This is a genomic window from Acidovorax sp. Leaf78, from assembly GCF_001422735.1.
GTDB lineage: Bacteria > Pseudomonadota > Gammaproteobacteria > Burkholderiales > Burkholderiaceae_C > Acidovorax.
Window position 1 is genome coordinate 37363 of sequence record NZ_LMLZ01000012.1, and the last position, 18496, is coordinate 55858.

An 18496-nucleotide genomic window follows, 5' to 3' on the forward strand; every position below is an offset into this window, starting at 1 on the left:
GGGCCAAAGGGTGAGGCACCGGGGCAGAGCGGCCTTGCGAACTCCTTGCGGTCCTAGTCAGCGAAGAGGCCCGGCGCTGTACCAATGCGAGGAAAGGCGAGGCAAGACAGGTGCGCCGTGGCGCGCTGCGCGGCGTCGCATAGACAGGCATACCCGTCAGAGCACAACACCTGTGCGGCTTGGCCTTCCCTCTGGCCAAAACGCCTGGCTTTGCGCGGTGTTGGTGCGCCACAGCGCGAGGTCCGCGCACCCAGTGCCCGCCCATGCGCAAATCGTGAATGCAAACAAAATGCCTCCTACCGCTCTCTGGCATAGGTTTTATTGCTATCAATAAAATAGCATTGCGAATTCCTGGCACCAGCGCATGCTTTCTTAACCACCTGGCCTCGTTCTTGCTGAGACAAAGCACCCCGCTGTTTTGAGGCGCAGTTTTAGCGTTTACCCTGTATATACAGGTATGCTCGGACTGTCATCATGGCGGCTGGAAGCGGGTGCGACCCGGCCGGAGTGGGCAAAGGTACTTTCTTCAAACAGGAGCAGATGATGACTCGATCGGTTGTGAAATGGACGTCGCTGGCAGCGGCAGCGACTTGCGCAATGGCACTGGCTGCACCGGCCCAGGCGCAAGAGACCAAGATTGTTTTGGGCATGTCCGGCTGGACGGGCTTTGCGCCGCTCACCCTGGCTGACAAGGCGGGCATCTTCAAGAAGAACGGCCTCGATGTGGAGATCAAGATGATCCCGCAGAAGGACCGCCACCTGGCCCTGGCGTCCAAGTCCATCCAGTGCGCTGCCACCACGGTCGAGACGCATGTGGCCTGGAACGCCAACGGCGTGCCCATCGTGCAGATCTTCCAGATGGACAAGTCCTACGGCGCCGACGGCATCGCGGTGCGCGGCGACATCAAGGGCTTTGCAGACCTGAAGGGCAAGACCATCGGCGTGGATGCGCCCGGCACCGCCCCGTACTTTGGCCTGGCCTGGATGCTCAGCAAGAACGGCATGAGCCTCAAGGACGTGAAGACCACCACGCTGTCGCCCCAGGCGGCTGCGCAGGCCTTCGTGGCAGGGCAAAACGACGCTGCCATGACGTACGAGCCTTACCTCTCCACCGTGCGCGACAACCCTGCGTCGGGCAAGATTTTGGCCACCACGCTCGACTACCCGATGGTGATGGACACCGTGGGTTGCGACCCCACCTGGCTCAAGGCCAACGGCAAGGCCGCGCAGGCCCTGGCCAATTCGTACTTCCAGGCGCTCGACATGATCAAGGCCGACCCCACCAAGTCCAACGAGATCATGGGCGCGGCCGTCAAGCAGACGGGCGAGCAGTTCGCCAAGTCGTCGTCCTTCCTGCGCTGGCAGGACAAGGCTGCCAACCAGAAGTTCTTTGCTGGCGAGCTGCAGACTTTCATGAAGGACGCCACGGCCATCCTGCTGGAGGCCGGCATCATCCGCAAGGCGAATGAGGATCTGGCGGTCACGTTCGACGCGAGCTTCATCAAGTAACAGGCGCGGCCAACACAACTCCTCTGGCGTCGTTGCAACCTCTTGTCGTACTAACGTACTGCCTGCGAGGCTGCGCCTAGCCAGAGCCGCTTCGCTGAGTTGTCTTGGCCACTCCACACCCTAGAAAAACTGCGCTATGTCTGCTGTGCAACCCCTGTCCGCCACCGAGCCCCAAGCCCCTGTGCGCCGGCGTTCGCTCGCTCCGCTGGAGCCTGTGAGTGCCCGCGCCCGCTGGCTGCTGGGCTTCGGTTTTTTTGTGTTGTTCGTGCTGGTGTGGGCGTTCTTCACGCTGGGCGGCTTCGTGTCGCCCACCTTCCTGGCCAGCCCTGTCACCATGGCCAAGGAAGGCTGGCTGTTGTTCAGCGAGTACGGCTTTCATAAGGACATCGGCATGACGGTGTGGCGCGTGTTCGGCGGCTTCATCCTGGCCGCCGTCATCGCCGTGCCGCTGGGTATCGCGATGGGCGCATACAAGGGCATCGAGGCGTTCTTCGAGCCCTTCGTCTCGTTCTGCCGCTACCTGCCCGCGTCGGCCTTCATTCCGCTGCTCATCCTGTGGGCCGGCATTGGCGAGACGCAGAAGATCCTCGTCATCTTCATCGGCTCGGTCTTTCAGATCACGCTCATGGTCGCCGTCACCGTGGGTGGCGCGCGGCGCGACCTGGTGGAGGCTGCGTACACGCTGGGTGCGGGCCACAAGGGCATCGTCACCCGCGTGCTCATCCCCGGCGCCGCGCCCGAGATCGCCGAGACCCTGCGCCTGGTGCTGGGCTGGGCCTGGACCTACGTCATCGTGGCCGAGCTGATCGGGTCGTCGAGCGGCATCGGCCACATGATCACCGACAGCCAGTCGCTGCTCAACACCGGCCAGATCATCTTCGGCATCATCATCATCGGCCTCATCGGGCTGGTGTCCGACTTCGCCTTCAAGGCGCTCAACCACCGTCTGTTTGCCTGGAGTTTTGTGCGATGAGCCGCGTTTCCATACAAGCCGTTTCGCGCGTCTTCGAGACCGCCAAGGGCCAGCGCACACAGGCGCTGCAGCCGGTCGACTTCGAGGTCAAGGACAACGATTTCGTCACCATCCTCGGCCCGTCGGGCTGCGGCAAGTCCACGCTGCTGCGCATCGTGGCGGGGCTGGACCACGCCACCAGCGGCCGCGTGCTGCTCGATGGCGCACCGGTCGAAGGCCCCGGGCCCGAGCGCGGCATGGTGTTTCAGAGCTACACGCTGTTCCCCTGGCTCACCATCGAGCAGAACATCCGCTTCGGCCTGCGCGAGCGCGGCATGCCCGAATCGCAGCAGAAAGAGCGCGCCGCGTACTTCATCGCCAAGGTGGGGCTGCGCGGCTTCGAGCAGCACTTTCCCAAGCAGCTGTCGGGCGGCATGCAGCAGCGCACCGCCATTGCGCGCGCGCTGGCCAACGACCCCAAAATCCTGTTGATGGACGAGCCCTTCGGCGCGCTCGACAACCAGACCCGCGTGCTCATGCAAGAGCTGCTGCTGGGCATCTGGGAGGCCGAGCGCAAGACCGTGCTGTTCGTCACCCACGACATCGACGAGGCCATCTTCATGGCCAACCGCGTGGCCGTGTTCAGCGCCCGGCCCGGCCGCATCAAGACCGAGCTGTCAGTGGACCTGCCGCACCCGCGCCACTACACGATCAAGACCAGCCCCGAGTTCATGGACCTCAAGGCGCGCCTGACGGAAGAGATCCGCGCCGAGTCCATGGCGGCGGACCTGCATTAAGGCTTTATGAGCGCCCGTCCTTCCCGCCGTCCCGCAGATGCTCCGCGAAGCGGGCCCCGTGCCGCCTCAGCCAAGGCGGTCGTGGCCGTGGGCGCACCCGCGCAGGCCATGGCGCTGTACGAGCAGGTCAAGGACCACATCTCGCGCAAGATCCAGGAAGGCATCTGGCGCGCGGGCGACCGCCTGCCGTCCGAGAACGAGCTGGTGACCCAGTTCGGCATCTCGCGCATGACGGTGAACCGCGCGCTGCGCGAACTGGTGGAGCAGGGCCGCATCGTGCGCGTGGCCGGTGTGGGCAGCTTCGTGGCCGAAGACAAGCCCCAGTCCACGCTGCTGCAGATCGCCAACCTGGCCGGCGAGATCCGCCAACGCGGGCATGACTACCGCTGCGACGTGCTGGCGGTGGAGCGCATCTCGGCCACACTGGAAGTGGCCGCCGCGCTGGACCTGCGCACGGGCGAGTCGGTGTTCCATTCGCTGTGCATCCACCGCGAAGACGGCGTGCCCGTGCAACTGGAAGACCGCCACGTGAACCCGCGCCAGGTGCCCCAGTTCGCCGCGCAGGACTTCACGCTGCTGCAGCCCTCCGAATACCTGGTGCGCAACGTGCCGTTCGACCAGATCGAGCACGTGGTCGACGCCGTCATGCCCACTGCCGAGCAGGCCACGCTGCTCGAGATGTCGCCGCAGGAGCCCTGCCTGCTGCTCACCCGCCGCACCTGGTCGCGTGGTGTGCCGATCACCGTGGTGCGCTGCCTGCACCCCGCCACCCGCTACCGCCTGGGCAGCCGCTTTCGGGCTGACGGTAATCCTGTCGCAGGGTGAACGAGATGCCCATGTTCCTCCCCAGCCCACGCACCCCCAACCCGTTCGGGCTGAGCCTGTCGAAGCCAGGGCGCGAACACCGCAGCCCTTCGACAAGCTCAGGGCGAACGGGCTGAGTGACCGACCAGCGTTGACTGACTGACTGATTTTTCGCTTGTACCTACTTGTATATACAGGATGATCCCAATGACCAAAACAACCGCTTCGGCCTCCATCACCCTGCACCCTGGCCACGTATCCTTGGCCGCGCTGCGCAGCATTTACGCTGCGCCCGGGCAGCTGTCGCTCGACCCGTCCGCACGCGCACTCATGCAGGCATCGCTGGCCACGGTGCAGCGCATCGTGGACGAAGACCAGGTGGTCTATGGCATCAACACCGGCTTCGGCAAGCTCGCCAGCACCAAGATCGCCCACGAGCGCCTGGCCGAACTGCAGCGCAACCTGGTGCTGTCGCACAGCGTGGGCACGGGCGATGCGCTGGCCGACGATGTGGTGCGCCTCATCCTCGCGACCAAGGCCATCAGCCTGGCGCGCGGGCATTCCGGCATCCGGCCCGAGATCGTGGATGCGCTGCTGGCAATGGCCAATGCCAACGTGCTGCCCGTGATCCCGGCCAAGGGCTCGGTGGGTGCGTCGGGCGACCTGGCGCCACTGGCGCACCTGGCCTGCGTGCTGATCGGCGAAGGCCAGGCCAAGGTCAACGGCACGGTGGTGTCCGGGGCTGACGCCATGCGCTCCATCGGCCTGGCGCCGTTCGTGCTGGGCCCCAAGGAAGGGCTGGCGCTGCTCAACGGCACGCAGGTGTCCACCTCGCTCGCGTTGGCCGGTCTGTTCGGCGCAGAAAGCGTCTTCGCGGCCGCGCTGGTCGCGGGCTGCCTGTCGCTCGAGGCCATCAAGGGCTCGGTCAAGCCGTTTGACGCACGCATCCACGAAGCGCGTGGCCAGGCCGGGCAGATCGCCGTGGCGGCCGCCGTGCGCGCCTTGCTGGACGGCAGCGCCATCGACACCTCGCACCCGAACTGCGGCCGCGTGCAGGACCCATACTCCATCCGCTGCGTGCCACAGGTGATGGGCGCGTGCCTCGACAACCTGCACCACGCCGCGCGCGTGCTGACCATCGAGGCCAACGCGGCATCCGACAACCCCCTGGTGTTTGACAACGGGGACGTGATCTCCGGCGGCAACTTCCACGCCGAGCCCGTGGCCTTTGTGGCCGACATCATCGCGCTGGCCGTGGCCGAGATCGGTGCGATCTCCGAGCGCCGCCTGTCGCTGCTGCTGGACCCGGGCCTTTCGGGCCTGCCCGCATTTCTGATCCGCGACAGCGGCGTGAACTCGGGCTTCATGATCGCGCAGGTCACCGCCGCCGCGCTGGCGGCCGAGAACCAATGCCTGGCCAACCCCAGCAGCGTGACCAGCCTGCCCACATCGGCCAACCAGGAAGACCATGTCTCCATGGCCACCTACGGCGCGCGGCGCCTGGGCGACATGGTGCGCAATGCGGCGGTGATGGTGGGCATCGAGGCCATGGCCGCTGCCCAGGGCATGGAATTCGACCGTGCCTTGAAGTCATCGCCTTTGGTGGAAGACCAGTTCACCGCCATCCGCCAGCGCGTGGCCTACCTGGAGCAGGACCGCTACCTCGCCACGGACATCGAGGCGATGCGCGACTGGGCCCAGCAGTCCGCTTGGCCCGCAGCGCTGACGCAGTGCCTGCCCAGCTTTGCTTGAGCCTCATGCGCGTATCCACTCTCCCAACCGTTCGGGCTGAGCCTGTCGAAGCCAGGGCCCTGCCTGTGCGAGCCCTTCGACAAGCTCAGGGCGAACGGGGTGGGTGACACGCGCCAAGCACCTCACCGACCCCCTGCAAACCCCATCCACCGTTCACCGCCATCCCCATTCACCCAGGAGCCCACCATGAACGCCAACGACGCCATCATTGCTGCCGCAGCTTCCTCCAGCACCGACCCCCGTCACGACGCCAGCCGCGTGATCCGCGCGCCGCGCGGCAACCAGCTCACCTGCAAGAGCTGGCTCACCGAGGCCGCCTACCGCATGATCCAGAACAACTTGGACTCCGAGGTGGCCGAGCGCCCGCAGGATCTGGTGGTGTACGGCGGCATCGGCCGCGCCGCGCGCAACTGGGAGTGCTATGACCAGATCCTCGCCTCGCTCAAGGACCTGAACGACGACGAAACCCTGCTCATCCAATCCGGCAAGCCCGTGGGCGTGTTCAAGACCCACGCCAACGCGCCCCGCGTGCTGCTGGCCAATTCCAACCTGGTGCCCAAGTGGGCCAACTGGGAGCACTTCAGCGAGCTGGACCAGAAGGGCCTGTTCATGTACGGCCAGATGACGGCCGGCAGCTGGATCTACATCGGCACGCAAGGCATCGTGCAGGGCACCTACGAGACCTTTGCCGAGGCCGGCCGCAAGCACTACGGCGGCTCGCTCGAAGGCAAGTGGATTTTGACCGCGGGCCTGGGCGGCATGGGCGGCGCGCAGCCGCTGGCAGCCACGTTCGCGGGCGCGGTGTCGCTCAACATCGAGTGCCAGCAAAGCAGCATCGACTTTCGCCTGCGCACGCGCTACGTGGACAAGCAGGCGCGCGACATCGATCATGCGCTCGAGCTGATCCAGCAGCACACGGCAGCCAAGGAGGCCATCTCCATCGCCCTGCTGGGCAACGCGGCCGACGTGCTGCCCGAGCTGGTCAAACGTGCCCGGGCCGGCGGCTTGAAGCCCGACCTGGTCACCGACCAGACCTCGGCCCACGACTTGGTCAACGGCTACCTGCCCGCAGGCTGGACGGTGGAGCAGTGGCGCGCCGCGCAGCAGGACGTGACCCAGCACGAAGCCCTGAAGCAGGCCGCAGCCCGCTCGTGCGCGGTGCACGTGCAGGCCATGCTCGGCTTCCAGTCAATGGGCATCCCCACGGTGGACTACGGCAACAACATCCGCCAGGTGGCTTTCGACGAAGGCGTGGCCAACGCGTTCGACTTCCCCGGTTTCGTACCTGCCTACATCCGCCCCCTGTTCTGCGAAGGCAAGGGCCCGTTCCGCTGGGTGGCGTTGTCGGGCGACCCCGAGGACATCCGCAAGACCGACGCCAAGATCAAGGAGCTGTTCCCCGAGAACAAGCACGTGCACCGCTGGCTCGACATGGCCGGCGAGCGCATCGCCTTCCAGGGCCTGCCCGCACGCATCTGCTGGCTGGGCCTGGGCGAGCGCCACATCGCGGGCCTTGCCTTCAACGAGATGGTCAAGAGCGGTGAGCTCAAGGCCCCCATCGTCATCGGCCGCGACCACCTGGACACGGGCAGCGTGGCCAGCCCTAACCGCGAGACCGAAGCCATGAAGGACGGCACCGATGCCGTGAGCGACTGGCCGCTGCTCAACGCGCTGCTCAACACCTCGGGCGGCGCCACCTGGGTCAGCCTGCACCACGGCGGCGGCGTGGGGATGGGCTACTCGCAGCACTCGGGCATGGTCATCGTGGCCGACGGGACCGAAGCCGCAGCCGAGCGCCTGGCGCGCGTGCTGGTCAACGACTGCGGCAGCGGCGTGATGCGCCATGCCGATGCGGGGTATGAACTGGCGGTGGAGACGGCCAAGAAGCAGGGGCTGAAGCTGCCGATGGTGAAGTGAGGGAATGTGCGGGGGCCGTGCAGGCGCCCGTCCGTTCGGGCTGAGCCAGTCGAAGCCAGGGCCCATCGTTAACCACCACACAATCTGCCCATGAACTTCTTTGACCTCGCAACCACCCCCAGCACCCCCTGGAAGAACGGCGGCGGCAGCACGCAAGAGCTGGCCTGCTGGCCGCCCGGCGCGGACATGAACAGCTTCGAGTGGCGCGTGAGCCTGGCCACCGTCGACAAGCCCGGGCCGTTTTCGGTCTTCCCGGGCATGGACCGCCAGATCATGCTGCTCGGCGGGGACGGGCTGCACCTGCGCAGTACCGACTGGGAGCAGTCGCTGGACCAGCGCTGGGAGCCCTTTGCCTTTTCTGGCGATGACGCGGTGGACGGAGCCATGCTGGGGGGCACGTCCAAGGACTTCAACCTGATGCTGCGCCGAGGCGTGTGGAGCGGCTCTTTGCGGGTGCTGCTTGAAGCGCCACCACCACCTGCAACGGCTGGGTTGTGCATGGTGTTGCAGGGCCGCTGGCAAGGTCCGCGCGTGATGCAAGCGGGGCAGGGCTTCTGGTGGACGGCCGGGCAGGGCGCGTGCGTCGAGCCTGTGCATCACGGCGAGGGTGCCGAGCCGGTACTGGCCTGGATAGCACTCGAACACGGTGGCGGGGGCGATCCCTCTCTGCAAACGGCAAGGCATTTGCAAAGCCAGCCTGAACGCTCTTCACAGGTCAAAAATTGAGTTAAATGAGCTTCTACCGCTTGATGGTAAAGCGCTAGCAGCTATCAAAAACATAGTAACCATGACCCAGCTTCCACCTCCCAGCGCCGACGGCATCTGGCACCACTTGCGCCCCGTGCCCGAACTCACCGTGTTCGACACCCCGCTGCCCCCCGGCGAGCCGGCCTGCGTGGTGGTGCAAGGCGGCACGGTGCGCTGGGTCGGCCCCGCATCTGCGCTGCCCGCCCCCTACGCAGACCTCCCCCGCCACGATGCCCGCGGTGCCCTGGTCACTCCCGGGCTCGTGGACTGCCACACCCACCTCGTCTATGGCGGCCAGCGGGCCAACGAATTCGCCATGCGGCTGGCGGGCGCCACGTACGAAGAAGTGGCCCAGGCCGGCGGCGGCATCGTGTCGTCCGTCAAGGCCACGCGCGAGGCGTCCGAAGACGAACTCTTTGCCCTGGCAGCCCCGCGCCTGCAAGCCCTGCTCGACGAAGGCGTCTGCGCCATCGAAATCAAGTCCGGCTACGGCCTGGCGCTGGAGCACGAGCGCAAGCAACTGCGCGTGGCCCGCCGCCTGGGCACAGCCTTCGGCGTCACGGTGCGCACCACCTTCCTCGGCGCGCATGCGCTGCCGCCCGAATACGCAGGCCGCAGTGGCGACTACACCGACCTGGTCTGCAACGAGATGCTGCCCGCGCTCGCGGGCGAAGGCCTGGTCGATGCGGTGGATGTGTTCTGCGAGCGCATCGCCTTCACGCTGGCCGAAACGGAGCAGGTGTTTCAGGCTGCGCAAAAGCTCGGCATTCCCGTGAAGCTGCATGCCGAGCAACTCTCTGACATGGGCGGCGCGGCCCTGGCCGCGCGCTACGGTGCGCTGTCGTGCGACCACATCGAGCACCTGTCGCAGGACGGCATCGCCGCCATGAAGGCCGCCGGCACCGTGGCCGTGCTGCTGCCCGGCGCCTACTACACGCTGCGCGACACGCACCTGCCACCCATCGCGCAGTTGCGCGAAGCCGGTGTGCCCATGGCCGTGTCCACCGACCACAACCCCGGCACATCCCCCGCGCTCAGCCTGCTGCTCATGGCCAACATGGCGTGCACGCTGTTTCGCCTGACGGTGCCCGAGGCTTTGGCCGGCATCACCACGCACGCCGCCCGCGCGCTGGGCCTGCAGGACACGCACGGCCTTATCGCCGCCGGCCGGCCCGCCCACTTCGTGCTGTGGCCGCTGGGTGACGCTGCCGAGCTGGCCTACTGGTACGGCCACAAGCCTGCCTGCACCATCGTGCGGCAGGGGCGCGTGGCGGCCGACGGGCTCGGCATCCACACGCACCAGGAGGCACCCCATGGCGCCTGATACACCGCGCAGCCTTTTCGCCGCCGATGCGCTGCTGCCCACCGGCTGGGCGCGCAACGTGCTGTTGCAGTGGGATGGGGCAGGGCGCTTCACCCACATCGCCGCCGATGCTGCGGCGCCCGCAGGCACGCCGGTGGCCGCGGGCCCGGTGATACCGGGCATGCCCAACCTGCATTCGCACGCGTTCCAGCGCGCGTTCGCCGGCCTGACGGAGTACCGCGGCGAGAGCCAGGACAGCTTCTGGAGCTGGCGCAACCTGATGTACCGCTTTGCCGCCCGCATCACGCCCGAATCGCTGGAGGCCATCGCCACCTGGCTGTACGTGGAGATGCTGGAGGCCGGCTACACCTCGGTGTGCGAATTCCACTACGTGCACCACAACCAGGACGGCTCGCCGTACGCCACCGATGCCGAAATGTCACTGGCCCTGCTGCGCGCCGCACGCCACGCGGGCATTGGCATCACGCTGCTGCCCGTGCTGTACCAGACCAGCGGCTTCGGTGGCAAGCCGCCGCGGGCGGACCAGGCCCGTTTCATCCGCAGCACCGACAGCATGCTCTTATTATTGGAGCGCCTGGCGCCCGCTGCACAAGCGCAAGGGGCCGGCCTGGGCCTGGCGCCGCACTCGCTGCGCGCCGTGCCGCCCGACAGCCTGCGTGCCGCTGTGCAGGGCCTCACCGCCCTGAACCCGCACGCGCCCATCCACATCCACATCGCCGAGCAGACGCAGGAGGTCGACGACTGCATCGCCTGGAGCGGCCAGCGCCCGGTGCAGTGGCTGCTCGACCATGCCACTGTGGACGCACGCTGGTGCATGGTGCACGCCACGCACATGACACCGGATGAATACGCCGCCGCCGCGCGCACCGGCGCCGTGGCCGGCATCTGTCCCACCACCGAAGCCAACCTGGGCGACGGCATCTTCGACATGCCGCTGTGGCTGAAGCACGGCGGCCGCTGGGGCGTGGGCTCCGACAGCCATGCGTGCGTGAACGCGGCCGAAGAGCTGCTGATGCTCGAGTACGGCCAGCGCCTGTCGCGCCGCCAGCGCAACGTGCTGGCCAGCAACACCCAGGCCGAGGTGGCCACGGCCATGAACTTGCAGGCCGTGTCCGGCGGCGCGCAGGCCGCGGGCCGCGCCGTTGCAGGGCTGGCTGCGGGCCAGCAGGCCGACCTGGTGGTGCTGGACGCGCAGCACGTGGCGCTGCGCGACCTGCCCTCGCACAGCATGCTCTCGGCACATGTGTTCGGCAGCCACCGCACCTCGGCCATCGACAGCCTGTGGGTGGCGGGCGTGCAGCGCGTCGCGCAAGGCCGCCACGCACTGCATGAAGCCGCCGCTCACGCGTTTGTGGCCGCCCGGTCCGCCACCATTGCGACGGACGCCTGAGATGGGATGCGCTGTCGATGCTCTCAGACCGCTTCGGCTGAGCTTGTCGAAGCCAGGGCAGTCACGTTCGGCCTCTCTCCCCCCACCGTTCGGGCTGAGCTTGTCGAAGCCAGGGTGCTCGCCACAACACCTATCGACCTCACCGCAACCACCGCACTCCACACCATGACCACCACCACCACCACCACCACCACACCACCGCCCCCCTTCCTGTTCCACCAAGGCACCCAGCCACTGCTGGTCTCCATGCCCCACGCAGGCACCTACGTGCCGCCTGAACTGGCCGCGCGCTTCACCGACGAAGCCCGCCAGGTGCCCGACACCGACTGGCACATGGAGCGCCTGTACGGTTTTGCGCGCGACATGGGAGCGTCCATCCTGGTGGCGACGCACTCGCGCTACGTGGTGGACCTGAACCGTCCGCCAGACGGCGCGAGCCTGTACCCCGGCCAGAGCGTCACGGGCCTGTGCCCGGTGGACACCTTCGACGACACGCCCATCTACGCGCATGGCGACGTGCCCGATGACGCCGAAGTCGCCGCGCGCCGCGATGCGGTCTGGGCGCCGTACCACGCGCAGCTGCGCGCCGAGCTCGACCGCATTCGCGCGCAACACGGCGTGGCGGTGCTGTGGGACGCCCACTCCATCCGCTCGGTGCTGCCGCGGTTCTTCGACGGCAAGCTGCCCGACCTGAACCTGGGCACGGCCGAGGGTGCCAGCTGCGACCCGGCGCTGGCCGCCGAGCTGCTGGACATCGCCCAGTCCGCCACCGGGTACACCGGCGTGTTGAACGGCCGCTTCAAGGGCGGCCACATCACGCGTCACTACGGCCAGCCTGAGCGCAACATCCACGCGGTGCAACTGGAGATGACCCAGTGCAGCTACATGCAGGAGGCCTTGCCGTTCGACTACCTGCCCGATGTGGCAGCCGGCGTGCAGCCACACCTGCAGCGCATGCTGCAGGCGGCTCTGGCTTTTGCGCTGCGTCAAGCCGCGCGCTGAGCAGTGGTGCAGTCACGCCCAGCTTTACCTTGCGACAGGGCGGTGTTACAGGCTGCCGGTGCTTCTGGGCGTTTATCGGTGCTAGTATGGGCCGAGCGGCTCTCTGCGAGCCGCGGGGTGCGCCACCTGGCCACCATTGCGGAAGGAGCCGCATCCTGATGGAGACTGCGGCTTACTACTACATGCCCCTGTTCAAACCCGGCGCGATCGTCCACGTGGGCCAAACCCGCGAGACGGTGAGCCACGTGGTGGTGCGCCGCGGCGGGCTGCTGGTGCACCTGGTGGGGCACGAATCACCCGTGCATCCGGACACCCTGAGCCTGGAGCCCAGCGCATTCCAGTTGAACCGCGTACCGGATTGATGTCTGCGCCGTACCGTGTCCATGGCAGACACGGTGGCGGCACTACAGGTCAGGCCGCGGCCCGCTGCGCCATCGCTTCGCCCAGCTGAATCGGCCGTACAGGTGCCCACTGCGGGTTGAACTGCAGCGGCCCCTGCGGGAACAGCATCACCACGGTGGAGCCCAGCAGGAAGCGGCCCATCTCCTCGCCCTTTTTCAAGTTCACTTGGCCAGCCGCATAGTCCCACTGGCGCAGCTTGCCGGGGCGCGGTGGGTTCACCTGGCCGTGCCACACCGTGGCCATGCTGCCGACGATGGTGGCGCCCACCAGCACCAGCACGAACGGGCCGCGATCCGACTCGAACACGCACACCACGCGCTCGTTGCGCGCAAACAGCCCCGGCACGCCGCGCGCGGTGGTGGGGTTGACCGAGAACAGGTCGCCCGGCACGTGGATCATGCGCGTGAGCGTGCCCGCGCAGGGCATGTGGATGCGGTGGTAGTCGCGCGGGCTCAGGTACAGCGTGGCGAAGTGGCCGTTCTCGAAGCGCGCACCCAGGGCTGCGTCGCCGCCCACCAGCGTGGTGGTGGAGTACGAGTGCCCCTTGGCCTGAAAGATCTGGTCCTTGGCGATGGGCCCGAACTGGCTGATGGCGCCATCCACCGGGCAGATCAGGTCGGCATCGGCCAGCGGGCGTGCCCCGTCTTTCAATGCCCGCGTGAAGAAGTCGTTGAACGACGCATAGCTCGTGATGTCGGGGTTCGCAGCCTCGGCCATGTTCACGTTGTAGCGCGCCACGAAGCGGCGGATCACCGAGGTTGTCAGGCCCCCGAGCTGCGCCGATGCAAACTTGCCGGCCAGGGCCGTCAATGCTTGCTTGGGGATGAGGTACTGCGGAAGAACGGCGAGGCGGTCAGACACGGGATGGACTTCCTTGATGGGAGAGAGCGGGCCATTCTACGGGGGCCGGTTGGTGGGAGAGGGATGCGACTGCCGTCGCGGGTTGGGCGGCATGCCAGGCGTCGGGGCGGGGCGCCCAGCGGGCGGGTTCATCGGCCTGTACCAGTGTGCCGATGTACTCGCCCAGGTCCAAGCCCAGCGCATCACGCGCCGCTGCCGCCCCGGCATCGCTGCGGCTCGCGGTCGTCACAAACTGGGTGAACGCGGCCCAATCGCCGGCTGCCATCTGCGCCACGGCGATGCGGGCCAGGTCGTAGGAGAGCTGGTTGCCGTCGTCCGTGCGGTGAAAGGAGTCGCCCGTCCAGAACTCCTGCACGCGCTCGGCGGTCCAGAAGCGCTGGTGCCGCTGGTGCATGGCCTGGGGCGTTTGCTGCCCGCGTGCGGCGCCGGCCAGGCGTTGCTCGGTGTTCACGGCCAGGCCTTCGTCCAGCCAGGTGGGCAGGTGCAGATACGAGAGGGCGCTGTGGGTCAGCTCATGGGCGATGACGGGCTCGATGGCCGCCAGGTCGGCCTGCACCACCACGAAGTGCGGGCAGCCGTGGTGGATGAACATGCCGCCGCTGAACGCGAACTCACCAGCATCGGGGTAGAACTGGGCCACGTAGTCGTAGTAGGTGTCTTCGCTGTCCAGCACCAGCACGACGCTTTTCTCGCCCGCATGAAAGTGGGCCACGCCGTCGAGCACCTTGAGGATGCGCTGGCGCGTCTTGCTCACGAACTGCGCGGTGGCGCGCGCCACGGCAGGCTCCAGGGCGGACAGGATGTAGACGTCCTCGCTCTCGTGCAGGTGAGGATGGGGCTGCACCCGGCCGCCCAGCGCGTCGCGCAAGTGCAGGAGCCATGCGCGGCGGACCTGGTTGATCGCCTCGGTCACCACAGGCTCGGCGGCCCCCGGCCCGGTGGCCCATTCGTCCACGGCCTGCCAGTCCAGTTGCACGAAGCCGCCAGGCACGGTGTGCAGGTGGGCCAGCACGTCAAACGGCGCGCTGCCCGCGAGCTCGATGCTGGTGGGCGCCACGGTGGCGTGTGCCGCTGTGGTTGGCGTTGCTGCCGCCTGCCGGCGCGCCGCAGCTTGCGCGGGTGCGGGCAGGTGGTGAAAGGCCAGGAATGCGCCCATGAACGGCACGATCCACACGCCCATCACGAGCAGCGCCTTGCTGTGAGAAAACTCGTCGGACCGCAGCACGCGCCGCGTGGCGGCGGCATTGACCAGAACCAGGGCGGCAAGAGCGATGGCAAAGAAGATGGTGGTGCTCATGAGGCAGCGCAGGCAGCGCAGACGGTTGGGCGATGGAGTGTGTGCGCCTTTGGCGTGGGGCCGCAGGCCGAAGCGCCGGATGCTACACGCCCGGACTCCGCTCAACGATTACACGCCCAGGTACTGCTCCAGCAGCGCAGGCTGCGCCTGCAGCGCGTCGGAGCTGCCCTCGAACACCACTTGGCCCTTGACCAGGATGACGTTGCGGTCGGTGATCTGCGTGACGTGTTTCCAGTTCTTGTCCACGATCACGCTGCTGATACCGCTGTCCTTGATGAGGCTGCAGATGCGCCAGATCTCGCGTGCGATGAGCGGGGCCAGGCCTTCGGTGGCCTCGTCGAGGATGAGCACGTCGGGGTTGGTCATGAGCGCGCGGCCAATGGTGAGCATCTGCTGCTCGCCGCCACTCAGCTGCTGGCCGCCGTGTCCTAGACGTTCCTTGAGGCGCGGAAAAGTCTCCAGCACGCGGTCGTAGGTCCAGTCGCGCTGGCCGCGCGTGCCGGCGCGGGCGGCCATCTGAAGGTTCTCCACCACGCTCAGGTTGCCGAAGATGCCGCGGCCTTCGGGCACGTAGGCGATCCCCAGGCGCGCCACTTCGTAGGGTGGCCGGCCGGTCATGTCGCGCCCGGCGACGGTGACGCTGCCCGAGCGCGGCGGGACCAGGCCCATCAGCGACTTGAGCAGCGTGCTCTTGCCCATGCCGTTGCGGCCCATGAGGCCGATGGTCTCGCTGCGGCCCACACAAAAGTCCACCCCGTGCAGGATGTGGCTGGGGCCGTAGAAGGTGTGGATGCCGCGGGCATCGATCCAGGGGATGTTGCTCATCTCATTGATCCCATTGCGCGGCGCACTACCCGCAGCCCGCCAAACTGGCGCGGCCCATGCGCGGGCAGCCGCGCAAGGGCCGCCCCGCCGCGCTGGCTGCGTCCCCCTGCCCGCATTGCGCAGCAATGCGAGAGCGGGGGGAGGGCGCGAAGCGACTCAGGGGGGTGTTGTTTCAACATCAGTGGTCCTCGCCCAGGTAGGCGGCTTGCACGCCGGCGTCGGCGCGCACCTCGGCGGGTGTGCCGTGGGCGATGACTTCGCCGTTGACCATCACGGTAAGCCGGTCGGCCAGCGCGAATACGGCGTCCATGTCGTGCTCCACCAGCATGATGGCGTGCGCGGGTTTGAGGCGCTGCAGCAGGCCGACCATGCGCTCGGCCTCGGCCACGCCCATGCCGGCCAGCGGTTCGTCGAGCAGCAGCACCTGGGGCTCGGTGGCCAGGGTCATCGCGATCTCCAGCTGGCGCTGCTCGCCGTGGCTCATGGTGCCTGCGATGGCCGTGCGCCGGTCTTTCAGGCCCGACAGCTCCATAGCGCTTTCCAGGCGGGCGTGAAGCGCTCTGTTATTGATAGCGGCGTGGCGCGTGTCCTGCCACCAGCGCAGCGGGTTCCAGGGCTGCTGCGGGTCGCGCGACTGTGCGGCCAGGCGCACGTTCTCGTGCACCGTCAGCGGCATGAAGATGTTGGTCTTCTGGTAGCTGCGCCCCAGGCCCTGGCGCGAGATGCGCTCGGGCGCCCAGCCCGTCACGTCGGTGGTGCCCAGCTGCACCTGGCCCGACGTGGGCGGCAAGTCGCCCGAGAGCAGGTTGGTTAGCGTGGACTTGCCCGCGCCGTTGGGGCCGATGACCGCGTGGATGCGGCCCCGCCACAGGTCCACCGACACGCCGTGGACGGCAGCCAGGCCACCGAAGCGCTTGGTCAGGTTGCGGGCAGACAGCAACACGTCATCGGCCATGGTGCGTGCCCTCCGGTGCATCGGTTTGTGCCTTAGCCCGGCGCCAATTCAGCATGCCCAGCAGCCCGCGCGGCGCGGCCAGCACCACCAGCACGATGAAGCTGCCCATCAGCAACTGCCAGTGCTTGGTGATGTCCTTGAACACATGCAGCAGGATCTCGAAAGCAAACGCGCCCACGATGGCCCCGGCAAAGTTGCCCATGCCGCCCAGGATGACCATCATGATCGCGTGCGCACTCATGTGAAAGCCCATGAGCTCGGGGTTCACATAGCCCGTCTGGGCACCCCACAGGTAGCCCGCCAGCCCGGCCAGCGCGCCAGCCACGGTGAACGCGGTGAGCTTGTAGCCCCGCGTGCCGAAGCCCATGGCGCGCATGCGGTGCTCGTTGATGCGCACGCCCGCCAGCGCGCGGCCCAGCGGGCTCCACAGCAGGCGGCGCAGCAGCACGTAGACGATGACCACCAGCGCGAGCGTGAAGTAGTAGAAGGTCTTGCGGCCTTCCAGGTCGAACGGCAGCCAGCCGAAAATGGATGCGTCGGGCCGGAAGTTGATGTACAGCCCGTCCGAGCCGCCGAGCACCTTGTTGTCGAAGAACAGGTAGAACACCATCTGCGCGAACGCCATGGTGACCATGATGAAGTAGATGCCGTGGGTGCGAACCACGAAGAAGCCGATGATCAGCGCGACAAGACCTGCGCCCGCCACGGCGAGCGGCAGGGTCCACCACAGGCTCACCGGGGCATCGGCGGGCGTGAGGAAGGCCAGCGCATACCCGGCCACGCCGAAATACGCCGCATGGCCGAGCGACACCAGCCCGGTCACGCCCTGCAGCAGGTCCAGGCTCATCGCAAAGATGGCCATGATCATCATGCGCGTGACCATCTGCACATAAAAGTCGCTGCCGACGAACGGAAACGCCAGCAGCGCCACCAGGCCCATGGCCAGGACGAGCTGCGCGCTTCGGGGCAGCACCTCGATGTTGGTGCGGGGGGTGCTCATTGTTTGAACAGGCCTTCAGGTTTCCACAGCAGCACGGCTGCCATCAGCATGTAGACGAGCATCCCGGCCACCGAAGGCAGCAGGACCTTGCCGAACGTATCCACCAGGCCCACCAGCAGCGCCGCGATCAGCGCGCCGCGCACCGACCCGATGCCGCCGATCACCACCACCACAAAGCACATGATCAGCACCGACGAACCCATGTTGGGGTAGACGCTGGAGATGGGCGCTGCCACCATGCCCGCAACGGCGGCCAGGCCCACGCCGATCGCGAACACGACGGCATGGATGAGCTTGATGTTCACCCCCAGCGACTCCGCCATGTCGCGGTTGAATGCCCCTGCGCGGATCTTCATGCCCAGCCGGGTTTTGGAGATCAGCAGGTACAGGCCCAGTGCCAGCACGATGCAGACCCCGGAGATGAACAGCCGGTACACCGGGTAGGACAGCGTGTCCGTGAGCGGTATGGACCACTCCAGCATCTTCGGGATGGCCACGCCGTGCACGTCGTCGCCCCACAGGATGGAGCGCAGCTCCTCGAAGATGTAGATGAGGCCAAAGGTCAGCAGCACCTGGTCGAGGTGGTCGCGGTGGTAGAAGTGCCGGAACAGCAGCCACTCCAGCGCCAGGCCGAACACCACGGCCAGCACCGCCCCGCCCAGGATGGCCAGCGTGAGGCTGCCGAAGTAGCCCGACAGCGAATACCCCAGGTAGGCCCCCAGCATGTAGAAGCTGCCATGCGCCAGGTTGACCACGCCCATGATCCCGAAGATCAGCGTGAGGCCGGCGGCCAGCATGAACAGCAGCAGGCCGTACTGCACGCTGTTGAGCAGTTGAATCAGAAAGGTCGCGAAGTCCATGGGCGTGGTGAGGGTGGCGGCGGGTGCAGTGCGGCGGGCGGCTTGCGGGCCTGCGCGGTGGAGTCATCCACGGGTGAGTGTGTCATGGTGCGGTGTGTCCCG

General features: G+C 67.2%; 17 protein-coding genes. 11 read left to right on the forward strand and 6 right to left on the reverse strand.

Annotation, left to right across the window (positions count from 1 at the left end; genetic code table 11):
* Positions 1-543 precede the first annotated feature (543 nt).
* From ASF16_RS08665 to ASF16_RS08715, 11 genes are all read left to right on the forward strand, one after another.
* Positions 544-1509 (forward strand): ABC transporter substrate-binding protein, encoded by a 966-nt coding sequence (locus tag ASF16_RS08665; protein WP_056166418.1) that lies wholly within the window; start codon positions 544-546, stop codon positions 1507-1509.
* A 136-nt stretch (positions 1510-1645) separates the two neighbouring features.
* Positions 1646-2482: an ABC transporter permease gene (locus tag ASF16_RS08670; protein WP_056165358.1), complete on the forward strand. Its 837-nt coding sequence runs from the start codon at positions 1646-1648 to the stop codon at positions 2480-2482.
* Positions 2479-3258: an ABC transporter ATP-binding protein gene (locus tag ASF16_RS08675; protein WP_056165360.1), complete on the forward strand. Its 780-nt coding sequence runs from the start codon at positions 2479-2481 to the stop codon at positions 3256-3258. The genes ASF16_RS08670 and ASF16_RS08675 overlap by 4 nt, the downstream gene beginning before the upstream one ends.
* 6 nt (positions 3259-3264) lie before the next feature.
* Positions 3265-4083 (forward strand): histidine utilization repressor, encoded by an 819-nt coding sequence (gene hutC, locus ASF16_RS08680; protein WP_056165362.1) that lies wholly within the window; start codon positions 3265-3267, stop codon positions 4081-4083.
* A 186-nt stretch (positions 4084-4269) separates the two neighbouring features.
* Positions 4270-5814, forward strand: coding sequence for a histidine ammonia-lyase (gene hutH, locus ASF16_RS08685; protein WP_056165364.1), 1545 nt, complete (start codon positions 4270-4272; stop codon positions 5812-5814).
* A 186-nt stretch (positions 5815-6000) separates the two neighbouring features.
* Entirely contained in the window at positions 6001-7731 is a 1731-nt protein-coding gene (gene hutU, locus ASF16_RS08690; protein WP_056165365.1) for a urocanate hydratase, read from the forward strand.
* Between the two features lie 90 nt (positions 7732-7821).
* Positions 7822-8457 carry a HutD family protein gene (locus tag ASF16_RS08695; protein ID WP_082516812.1) on the forward strand — a complete coding sequence of 212 codons (636 nt, stop codon included), beginning with the start codon at positions 7822-7824 and terminating at the stop codon, positions 8455-8457.
* 61 nt (positions 8458-8518) lie between these two features.
* Positions 8519-9802, forward strand: coding sequence for an imidazolonepropionase (gene hutI, locus ASF16_RS08700; RefSeq protein WP_056165367.1), 1284 nt, complete (start codon positions 8519-8521; stop codon positions 9800-9802).
* A complete protein-coding gene (locus ASF16_RS08705) occupies positions 9792-11192 on the forward strand; it encodes a formimidoylglutamate deiminase (protein ID WP_056165369.1) in 1401 nt (466 codons plus the stop codon). Before hutI ends, ASF16_RS08705 begins: the two co-directional genes overlap by 11 nt.
* Positions 11193-11357: 165 nt before the next feature.
* Entirely contained in the window at positions 11358-12194 is an 837-nt protein-coding gene (gene hutG / locus ASF16_RS08710; protein WP_056165371.1) for an N-formylglutamate deformylase, read from the forward strand.
* A gap of 158 nt (positions 12195-12352) precedes the next feature.
* Complete coding sequence (locus ASF16_RS08715) at positions 12353-12556, forward strand: hypothetical protein (protein WP_056165373.1); 204 nt, start codon at positions 12353-12355, stop codon at positions 12554-12556.
* A 49-nt stretch (positions 12557-12605) separates the two neighbouring features.
* Here ASF16_RS08715 and asd read toward each other — a convergent pair whose 3' ends face one another.
* The 6 genes from asd to ASF16_RS08745 form a co-directional block, all read right to left on the reverse strand.
* Complete coding sequence (asd, locus tag ASF16_RS08720; protein WP_056165375.1) at positions 12606-13457, reverse strand: archaetidylserine decarboxylase; 852 nt, start codon at positions 13455-13457, stop codon at positions 12606-12608.
* A complete protein-coding gene (locus ASF16_RS08725; RefSeq protein WP_056165377.1) occupies positions 13450-14754 on the reverse strand; it encodes a hypothetical protein in 1305 nt (434 codons plus the stop codon). The genes asd and ASF16_RS08725 overlap by 8 nt, the downstream gene beginning before the upstream one ends.
* A 108-nt stretch (positions 14755-14862) precedes the next feature.
* The gene (locus tag ASF16_RS08730; protein ID WP_056165379.1) at positions 14863-15579 is read right to left on the reverse strand and encodes an ABC transporter ATP-binding protein; all 717 of its coding nucleotides are present in this window, start codon (positions 15577-15579) and stop codon (positions 14863-14865) included.
* Positions 15580-15757: 178 nt separating this feature from the next.
* Positions 15758-16534 carry an ABC transporter ATP-binding protein gene (locus tag ASF16_RS08735; RefSeq protein WP_056165380.1) on the reverse strand — a complete coding sequence of 259 codons (777 nt, stop codon included), beginning with the start codon at positions 16532-16534 and terminating at the stop codon, positions 15758-15760.
* Positions 16524-17534, reverse strand: coding sequence for a branched-chain amino acid ABC transporter permease (locus ASF16_RS08740; RefSeq protein ID WP_056165382.1), 1011 nt, complete (start codon positions 17532-17534; stop codon positions 16524-16526). Before ASF16_RS08740 ends, ASF16_RS08735 begins: the two co-directional genes overlap by 11 nt.
* Positions 17531-18394: a branched-chain amino acid ABC transporter permease gene (locus ASF16_RS08745; RefSeq protein WP_056165383.1), complete on the reverse strand. Its 864-nt coding sequence runs from the start codon at positions 18392-18394 to the stop codon at positions 17531-17533. Before ASF16_RS08745 ends, ASF16_RS08740 begins: the two co-directional genes overlap by 4 nt.
* Positions 18395-18496: the final 102 nt, after the last annotated feature.

Coding starts and splice junctions, on each gene's coding strand:
- ASF16_RS08665 (WP_056166418.1), top strand. CDS start 544: ATGACTCGATCGGTTGTGAAATGGACGTCGCTGGCAGCGGCAGCGACT.
- ASF16_RS08670 (WP_056165358.1), top strand. CDS start 1,646: ATGTCTGCTGTGCAACCCCTGTCCGCCACCGAGCCCCAAGCCCCTGTG.
- ASF16_RS08675 (WP_056165360.1), top strand. CDS start 2,479: ATGAGCCGCGTTTCCATACAAGCCGTTTCGCGCGTCTTCGAGACCGCC.
- hutC (WP_056165362.1), top strand. CDS start 3,265: ATGAGCGCCCGTCCTTCCCGCCGTCCCGCAGATGCTCCGCGAAGCGGG.
- hutH (WP_056165364.1), top strand. CDS start 4,270: ATGACCAAAACAACCGCTTCGGCCTCCATCACCCTGCACCCTGGCCAC.
- hutU (WP_056165365.1), top strand. CDS start 6,001: ATGAACGCCAACGACGCCATCATTGCTGCCGCAGCTTCCTCCAGCACC.
- ASF16_RS08695 (WP_082516812.1), top strand. CDS start 7,822: ATGAACTTCTTTGACCTCGCAACCACCCCCAGCACCCCCTGGAAGAAC.
- hutI (WP_056165367.1), top strand. CDS start 8,519: ATGACCCAGCTTCCACCTCCCAGCGCCGACGGCATCTGGCACCACTTG.
- ASF16_RS08705 (WP_056165369.1), top strand. CDS start 9,792: ATGGCGCCTGATACACCGCGCAGCCTTTTCGCCGCCGATGCGCTGCTG.
- hutG (WP_056165371.1), top strand. CDS start 11,358: ATGACCACCACCACCACCACCACCACCACACCACCGCCCCCCTTCCTG.
- ASF16_RS08715 (WP_056165373.1), top strand. CDS start 12,353: ATGGAGACTGCGGCTTACTACTACATGCCCCTGTTCAAACCCGGCGCG.
- ASF16_RS08725 (WP_056165377.1), bottom strand. CDS start 14,754: ATGAGCACCACCATCTTCTTTGCCATCGCTCTTGCCGCCCTGGTTCTG.
- ASF16_RS08730 (WP_056165379.1), bottom strand. CDS start 15,579: ATGAGCAACATCCCCTGGATCGATGCCCGCGGCATCCACACCTTCTAC.
- ASF16_RS08735 (WP_056165380.1), bottom strand. CDS start 16,534: ATGGCCGATGACGTGTTGCTGTCTGCCCGCAACCTGACCAAGCGCTTC.
- ASF16_RS08740 (WP_056165382.1), bottom strand. CDS start 17,534: ATGAGCACCCCCCGCACCAACATCGAGGTGCTGCCCCGAAGCGCGCAG.
- ASF16_RS08745 (WP_056165383.1), bottom strand. CDS start 18,394: ATGGACTTCGCGACCTTTCTGATTCAACTGCTCAACAGCGTGCAGTAC.